The sequence below is a fragment of the Gemmatimonas sp. genome (assembly GCF_041689975.1).
In the GTDB taxonomy this organism is placed as follows: Bacteria; Gemmatimonadota; Gemmatimonadetes; order Gemmatimonadales; family Gemmatimonadaceae; genus Gemmatimonas.
Genome location: NZ_JBDNFF010000403.1, coordinates 1 through 2,323, shown reverse-complemented (window position 1 = coordinate 2,323; position 2,323 = coordinate 1). Strand labels below are relative to the sequence as shown.

Annotated in this window: 4 protein-coding genes; all 4 read right to left on the bottom strand. The window is 64.1% G+C overall.

Annotation, left to right across the window (positions count from 1 at the left end; all coding sequences use genetic code 11):
* On the bottom strand, window positions 1-421 hold a 421-nt coding region (locus ACESNG_RS22995; RefSeq protein ID WP_373071039.1), incomplete at its 3' end, for a recombinase family protein.
* Window positions 418-888 (bottom strand): DUF2924 domain-containing protein, encoded by a 471-nt coding sequence (locus tag ACESNG_RS22990; protein WP_373071037.1) that lies wholly within the window; start codon window positions 886-888, stop codon window positions 418-420. The genes ACESNG_RS22995 and ACESNG_RS22990, both read right to left, overlap by 4 nt.
* 312 nt (window positions 889-1,200) lie before the next feature.
* Entirely contained in the window at window positions 1,201-1,617 is a 417-nt protein-coding gene (locus tag ACESNG_RS22985) for a thermonuclease family protein (protein ID WP_373071035.1), read from the bottom strand.
* A gap of 65 nt (window positions 1,618-1,682) precedes the next feature.
* On the bottom strand, window positions 1,683-2,323 hold a 641-nt coding region (locus ACESNG_RS22980; protein ID WP_373071033.1), incomplete at its 5' end, for a helix-turn-helix transcriptional regulator.

Here is a 2,323-nt window from a genome sequence, read left to right as displayed (position 1 = left end):
GCGTCAGCCGGCCCATCGACGTGGTGGTGTTGAACGACTGGGTGACACTGACGAAGGTGACGTTGTTGCGGTCGAACACATCGACCAGCTTCGAGAAGTCCATCAGCGCGCGGCTGAGGCGGTCGATCTTGTAGACCGCGACGACGTCAACCAATCCCTGCTCGATATCAGCGAGCAGCCGCTTCAGCGCCGGCCGTTCGAGGGTGCCGCCGGACACGCCGCCGTCGTCGTAGCGGTCGCGAACCAGCACCCACCCCTCGGCGCGTTGGCTGGCCACGTAGGCCTCACAGGATTCGCGCTGGGCGTCCAGGCTGTTGAACGCCATGTCGAGCCCTTCCTCGCTCGACTTCCGGGTGTAGACGGCGCAGCGGAGTTTCTTCACGCTGGCCGGCATGGCGACGTCGCTGGGTTTCTTTCTCATGCTCGCCCCCTGGCGTTGCGCAGCGCGAAGAACGTCCAGCCATTCCAGCGTGTTCCGGTGATGGCGCGGGCAATCGACGAGAGCGATTTGTAGGGGCGGCCCTCGTATTCGTAGTCGTCCTGCCGGACCGTCACCGAGTGCCCGACGCCCTGGTACTCGCGGATGAGGCGTGTGCCGGCGATCGGACGATCGTCCTGGCGAATGCGGCGGATGGTGATGTTGCCGCCGTCGAGTTGCTCACCGAGGGCCTCGAGGCGTTTGATGGTTTCCGGCTTCAAACCGCCGTAGGCCAATTCCTGTACCCGATAGGAGAGCCGGCTCTGCAGGTAGGACCGGTTGAACGGCGGCGGCTCGGCACCAAACAGCGTGCGCCATTGCTGCTTGAGCTCGGCGGTCGGCATGGTCTGCAGCGCCGCCAGGCGGGCCAGGACAGTGTCCCTGGCGACGGTGGGGATGGGTTCGGTCATGCGAGTCTCCGCGGTTTCGGTTTCGCATGACCGCGCTGGTGGGCGGTGAAGTGAACACAACTTTCTCCAACCAAGTCAGATACTTGGCTTGACTCGGCTTGGCGTTCGCGAAGCCGCAGGAGGCCGGCGGCCAGGATGTCGCAGACCTCGCGGAGGTGGGGTGGGAGGTGGGGGTTGAGACCAGAGAGAACTGTTGCACGGGTCATGGCCCGGAGACGATCTACGCAAGATCGCAGCGAATGGAACAGCAATCTTCATCGCAGCGTAGCCGAGCGGTAAAGAAGGTAGCGGAGCGAAAATGTCTTCGTCTGCTTAGCGGCGCCTCTTTGCCGCGCGCCAATCCCACGGCATCTGGAATGTCCCAGCCCAAAGACCGAGCTTCGCCTTCTGTGCGCGGTCTTCTGCGGGGACATACGCCAGCGAATACCGTCGGAAGGCCATCGCCCAGCCGCCCGCGACCATCCACTGGTTGATGTCCACCCCACCCTTGAAGCAGATGGCAATCGTCCTGCGGTAGCGATCTTGACCCTTCGCCTCGCACCGCACCTGGGAGCGGCCGAGCTGCCGGATCAGCGCCAGTGTCGACTCGTCACCACACTTCCACAGGGCGCCATTGGCGTGAGCGCACAGTTGACCGCCTTCCGGCGCATCGATTCCATAGAGGCGGATGCGCGTTCCGTTGATCTCGATCGTGTCGCCATCAACCACCGAGGCCAAGCCCGTGATCATCGGTTTACCGGCTGCGGGGACACTCATGGCCACAGCCAGCGCCAAGGCCAATCCAGTAGCTTTCATTACAGCCGCTTCGCCGCCCAGATCACTCGTCCGATAATCTTCACTTCCTCAGCTTCGCGTTCATAGGTCTGGTATTCCGGATTGACGGACTTAATGATCACCATTGGCGGTTCCGAGTGTGGCACATGCTCGACCCGCTTGACGACCAGCCCCATGCCGTCCCAGATCACGAAGATCCCCGGCGGCACCGGCACGCACTGGCTGGTGTCGACCAGGATGCGATCGCCCGAGGAGATCAGCGGCTCCATGGAGTCACCGTCGATGGTGATCACCCGCAGATCGGCGGCACGCACACGGAGTTCGTGGCGGATCATGCTCTCGGAGAACAGCCATGCGCCGTTGCCCTCCTCGAACCCATCGTTGAGCGCGCCTGCTCCGGCGGCGGCGCGCACATCGATCTCGGGAATAGTGACGTAGCCAGAGACTGACAGTCGCTCGCGCAGCTGCGGCGAGAACTGGGCCGGCGTCACGCCGGTCCGGACAGCCCGCTTGCGATCGGCATCCGGGCGCAGATCGTCGGGCGGCACCCCGAGGTGCAGTGCCAGCGCCTCGCGGACGTCCTCGGGCAGGACCTTGGGCGTCGCACGGGTGACGTACTGATGGAAATACGCATCGTTCTTGCCGATGGCGCGCGAGGCGG